The sequence below is a fragment of the Desulfofundulus sp. genome (assembly GCF_049701015.1).
In the GTDB taxonomy this organism is placed as follows: domain Bacteria; phylum Bacillota; class Desulfotomaculia; order Desulfotomaculales; family Desulfovirgulaceae; genus Desulfofundulus.
Window position 1 is genome coordinate 1 of sequence record NZ_JBNATZ010000193.1, and the last position, 4,784, is coordinate 4,784.

At 60.3% G+C, this 4,784-nt stretch carries 5 protein-coding genes and 1 pseudogene; all 6 read left to right on the top strand.

The window, feature by feature from the left end; genetic code table 11:
• Positions 1 to 612: pseudogene (locus ACPLUI_RS11055) on the top strand (F0F1 ATP synthase subunit beta); the annotation flags it as partial.
• 1 nt (position 613) lies between these two features.
• The gene (locus ACPLUI_RS11060) at positions 614 to 1,015 is read left to right on the top strand and encodes a F0F1 ATP synthase subunit epsilon (protein ID WP_424660321.1); all 402 of its coding nucleotides are present in this window, start codon (positions 614 to 616) and stop codon (positions 1,013 to 1,015) included.
• Positions 1,016 to 1,414: 399 nt separating this feature from the next.
• Positions 1,415 to 2,671, top strand: coding sequence for a UDP-N-acetylglucosamine 1-carboxyvinyltransferase (murA, locus tag ACPLUI_RS11065; protein WP_424660322.1), 1,257 nt, complete (start codon positions 1,415 to 1,417; stop codon positions 2,669 to 2,671).
• A gap of 79 nt (positions 2,672 to 2,750) precedes the next feature.
• Positions 2,751 to 3,719, top strand: a complete 969-nt coding sequence (gene spoIID, locus ACPLUI_RS11070) for a stage II sporulation protein D (protein WP_424660323.1) — start codon at positions 2,751 to 2,753, stop codon at positions 3,717 to 3,719.
• A gap of 42 nt (positions 3,720 to 3,761) precedes the next feature.
• Entirely contained in the window at positions 3,762 to 4,508 is a 747-nt protein-coding gene (locus ACPLUI_RS11075; RefSeq protein WP_424660324.1) for a murein hydrolase activator EnvC family protein, read from the top strand.
• Positions 4,509 to 4,618: 110 nt separating this feature from the next.
• Positions 4,619 to 4,784, top strand: a 166-nt coding sequence (locus ACPLUI_RS11080; RefSeq protein WP_424660325.1) for a sporulation transcriptional regulator SpoIIID, incomplete at its 3' end; no start/stop codon positions are given.

The following is a 4,784-nucleotide window of genomic DNA, read 5'->3' on the forward strand; positions in this document are numbered from 1 at the left end:
CCCTCGGCCGTGGGTTACCAGCCCACCCTGGCCACGGAAATGGGCCAGCTGCAGGAGCGGATTACTTCCACGATGAAGGGTTCGGTTACTTCGGTGCAGGCCGTATACGTGCCTGCCGACGACCTGACCGACCCGGCACCGGCCACCACGTTTGCCCACCTGGATGCCACCGTGGTGCTGTCCCGGCAGATTGCCGAGCTGGGTATTTATCCGGCTGTGGACCCGCTGGACTCCACCTCCCGCATCCTGGACCCCAACGTGGTCGGCCACGAGCACTACGAGGTGGCCCGGGGCGTGCAGAAAGTTCTGCAGCGCTACAAGGAACTGCAGGATATCATCGCCATCCTGGGTATGGAAGAACTGTCCGACGAGGACAAACTGATCGTGGCCCGGGCCCGGAAGCTGCAGCGTTTCCTGTCCCAGCCGTTCCATGTGGCCGAGCAGTTCACCGGCCGGCCGGGCGTATACGTACCGCTCAAGGAAACCATCCGCGGTTTCAAGGAAATCCTGGACGGCAAGCACGACGACCTGCCTGAAGAAGCTTTCTACATGGTGGGTACCATCGACGACGCGGTGGCCAAGGCGAAAAGCTTAGCAGAGGGAAGTGCGTAAAATGGCGGAAAAAACCCAACGCCTGGAAATTGTCACTCCCGAGCGCAAAGTTTACAGCGGCGATGTCCGCTTTGTGGTGGTGCCGGGCGTGGAAGGCGAGCTGGGCTTCCTGCCGGATCACGCCCCCCTGGTAAGCGCCCTTAAGATCGGTGTGATGAAGGTCCAGGAGGAGAACAGGACTTTCAAGGTGGCGATCAGCGGGGGATTTGTTGAGGTGCGGAACAGCCGGGTAACCGTCCTGGCCCGTACCGCAGAGCGGGACGACGAGATCGACCGGGAGCGGGCCGAAGCGGCCAAAGCGAGGGCCGAGCAGCGGCTGGCTGCCAGGACGCCGGACGTTGACGTTGTCAGAGCCGAGCTGGCCCTGAAACGGGCCCTGGCGCGGCTGAAGGCCGTATCGTGAGGAGATACGCGCAAAATAAGGAAGAGGGCTGGTGTGTCCCTCAAGGAACGCCATGGCAGGGGCCGGGTACACAGACGCTGTGGTGCCCGGGTTCGTCCCGGGTAAACCCTGGTTTATCCGGCTGTTATGCGGGCTGGCGGGGGACGACCCACGCCCCGGCTATTATAGCTAGAAATCCTTGTGGGAAAACATGCGCCAGGTCCATGTAAAAACGCCCTGGTTCAAGGTGGCAGATGGTTCTGCCACCTCTTATTTTTTTATCTATCGGGTGATCCAGGCCGGGGGCCGGCGTTTCCTGTTATTTCGGGTCAGCAATTTGGGGATGACAGCCAATCCCTGGTATGAAGAGGAAACTTTTGGGCAACAATTGGGTATAAACGGGCCATGTGAGGTGACGCCATGCAACTGGTAGTTGTGCAGGGTGGGCGGCCGCTCAAGGGTACGGTGAAGGTAAGTGCGGCCAAAAATGCCGTACTGCCGGTTATGCTGGCCTCTCTGCTGGCAGAGAGTACCAGCAGGCTCGAAGATGTGCCGGACCTGGCCGACGTTAAAATTGCCTGTGAGCTCATAGAACACCTGGGCGCCAGGGTTGAACGCCGGGACGGGGCTCTTTTCATCCACCCCCCTTCTCAGTTCACTGGCGAAGCACCTTACGAACTGGTGCGGCGGATGAGGGCCTCCTTCCTGGCCATGGGGCCGGTTCTGGCACGCAGCGGCAGCGTACGCATCTCCATGCCCGGCGGCTGCGCCATCGGGAGCCGTCCCATCGACCTTCACCTGAAAGGCTTCAGCCTCCTGGGAGCCAGGATAACCCAGAGCAAGGGGTATATTGAAGCGCATACTCCGGGCCTGGAGGGTAACCGCATTTACCTGGACTTTCCCAGCGTGGGAGCCACGGAAAATATAATGATGGCGGCGTGCCTGGCCCGGGGCCTTACGGTTATTGAAAATGCGGCGGAAGAACCGGAAGTGGTGGACCTTGCGAACTTCTTAAATGCCATGGGGGCCAGGATCAAAGGTGCAGGTACCAGGGTCATCCGCATTGAAGGGGTCGGTTACCTTGAGGGCACCAGCTACAGCGTGATCCCCGACCGCATTGAAGCGGGAACCTTCCTGGCGGCTGCAGCCATGGCCGGTGGAGAAGTGGTGGTGGAAAACGTGATCTGCGATCACGTCAAGCCGGTCATTGCGAAGCTGAGGGAAGCGGGGGTGCAGGTGGAGGAAGGGGAGAACAGCATCCGGGTGACCGGGACCGGTCAGTTCCGGGCGGTGGATATAAAAACCCTGCCCTATCCCGGTTTTCCCACGGATATGCAGCCCCCGTTCATGGCCATGATGACCCTGGCCCGTGGGACCAGCGTTATTACGGAAACTGTTTTCGAAAATCGGTTCATGCATGTGAACGAATTAAAGCGCATGGGCGCGCGGATTAAGGTTGCAGGGCGTACGGCAGTGGTTTACGGGGTCCGCCGGCTTACCGGGGCACGGGTGGTTGCTACCGACCTGCGGGCCGGGGCGGCGCTGGTCCTGGCCGGCCTGGCGGCGGAAGGCGAGACGGAAATCACCAATGTCGAGCACATCGACCGCGGTTATGATTCCCTGGTGGAGAAACTGCAGTCCCTGGGAGCAAAGGTCAGCCGGGTACATGGGACGTGAAGGCATGTCCGTTGTAACTGGAGCATATAAATTTCCAGTAGGGACGGCGTGCTGAAAATTCAAGGGACAAGGGGGTGTAATGGTGCGCAGGCTGCTGCTGGGCCTGATCTGCCTGGTGTTATCGCTTACCATGGGCTTGCCCGTGCTGGTGAATTACCTTTCTCCTGTCAGGATACAGGAGAGGGAAACGCGGGTGCGCCTTTATCTGCACAGCACCGGGCGGATCATAGAACTCCCCCTGGAAGAGTACGTTACGGGGGTGGTGGCTGCCGAGATGCCGGCCTCCTTCCCCCTGGAAGCCCTGAAAGCCCAGGCCGTGGCCGCCCGCACCTTTATTGTGCACCGGCTGGTCGCCGGTGGCGTGATAAATAACGACCACCCGGGGGCCGACATCTGCGACGACCATACCCACGGCCAGGCCTGGATTTCCAGGGACGAGATGCGCCGGCGGTGGGGGACCCTCCGTTATTACGAGTACTACTACAAGATAAAAAGAGCTGTCGATGAAACCCGGGGGCTGGTTATAACTTACAAGGGGCAGCTCATCGACCCCGCCTATCATGCCTCCTGTGGCGGTCGCGGCACGGAAAGCGCGTCCGCCGTGTGGGCTGTCGATGTACCATACCTGGTGGGAGTGCCCTGCCCGTATGACGAAGACCCGGAACCCGTGCGTACGGTGAGCCTGCCGCTGGCCCGGGTGGACCGGGCCCTGGGCGTGCACCTGGAAGCCCTGCCGGTGACTGCCGGCGGCCATGGTGCAGGTAATGTGGTTGAGGTACTGGAACGGACTCCCACAGGCCGCCCCAAAACGGTCCGCATTGGGGAAAAGAAAATGACGGCCGTGGTGGTCCGGGACCTGCTGGGACTGCGCTCCACCGACTTCACCATGCAATTGAAGGGAGATCAGGTGGAGATTACCACCCGCGGGTACGGCCATGCCGTGGGCATGTGCCAGTACGGGGCGAAGGGACTGGCCGAACACGGGTATACTTTTGACCGTATATTGAAGCATTATTACACCGGGGTCGAGATCACCCGAATAAATTGAGAACCGGATGGTCACAATACTAAAAAAGCTCTTTTTTCGGGAGTGATTGTATTGTGGCCGTTTGGTAAACGTCTTTCCGGCCAGGACCCGGTAGAAAAATACCGCCGGTGGTTGCGCCGGTGGCTGCTGGGAAGCTGGCTCCGTTATGCGGTGATTGGGTCCACGGTGATTTCCCTGATAGCGTTTATCATCTGGGCCGTGCTCGGCACGTGGCCGCTCTCGGGGAGGTCTCCGGCCACGGTGCCGGCACGGGATTTGGAACATGGGGTGCAGGTGGTGCACTCCCGGCCTTTAAAAACAATTCAACCATCTGATGTGCAAGAACTGGCTGTGAATGCCAGCAGCGGATTCAAGATCTGCGCCCCGGTGGACGGCCGGATTGTCCAGCCTTACGGGAGCGGCTATTCCGAGCTCTACGGTGATTTTCGGTTCAACCGGTCCGTGGCTTTCAGCGCCGCTACCGGAGCCCTGGTAACAGCGGCGGCTCCCGGGAAAGTCGGGGCCGTTCGGCCGGGGCCGGCTCTCGAGGAGCCCGGGCAGGCAAATGCCAATGGTGCTTCCGGCAACCCGGTCCCTGTGAGTTATACCGTTATCATCGACCACGGTTCCGGCTGGCAGACCGTCTACAGGGGTTTGGGGGAAGTGCGGGTGAAGACCGGTCAGAGCGTGGCAGCCCGCGCTCCCCTGGGTACCCTGCCCCGGTCGGGCAAAGTGCTGGAATTCACCCTCCTTAAAAACGGTGTCGCGCGGAACCCGGCCGATTACCTGGTGGAAAACATACACCGGTAACAACTTGAGCATCTCCTGCTGCAGCACCCCGGCACGGTGCGGGTTTTAGGCAATTTCCCCGCTCCCGGCGCATATATTTTTATCAGGTACCAAGCCGGGGAGGTAGGGCAATGCAGGAATACATCCAGAAAAGGGTGCTGGACATTTGCGCCTATATCCTGGAGACCAGGGCCACAGTGCGCCGTGCCGCGCAGGTGTTTCGGGTGAGCAAAAGTACCGTGCACAAGGATATGACCGAACGGCTGCCTTCTTTGAATAAAAAGCTGGCCCAGGAAG

Coding starts and splice junctions, on each gene's coding strand:
- ACPLUI_RS11060 (WP_424660321.1), top strand. CDS start 614: ATGGCGGAAAAAACCCAACGCCTGGAAATTGTCACTCCCGAGCGCAAA.
- murA (WP_424660322.1), top strand. CDS start 1,415: ATGCAACTGGTAGTTGTGCAGGGTGGGCGGCCGCTCAAGGGTACGGTG.
- spoIID (WP_424660323.1), top strand. CDS start 2,751: ATGGTGCGCAGGCTGCTGCTGGGCCTGATCTGCCTGGTGTTATCGCTT.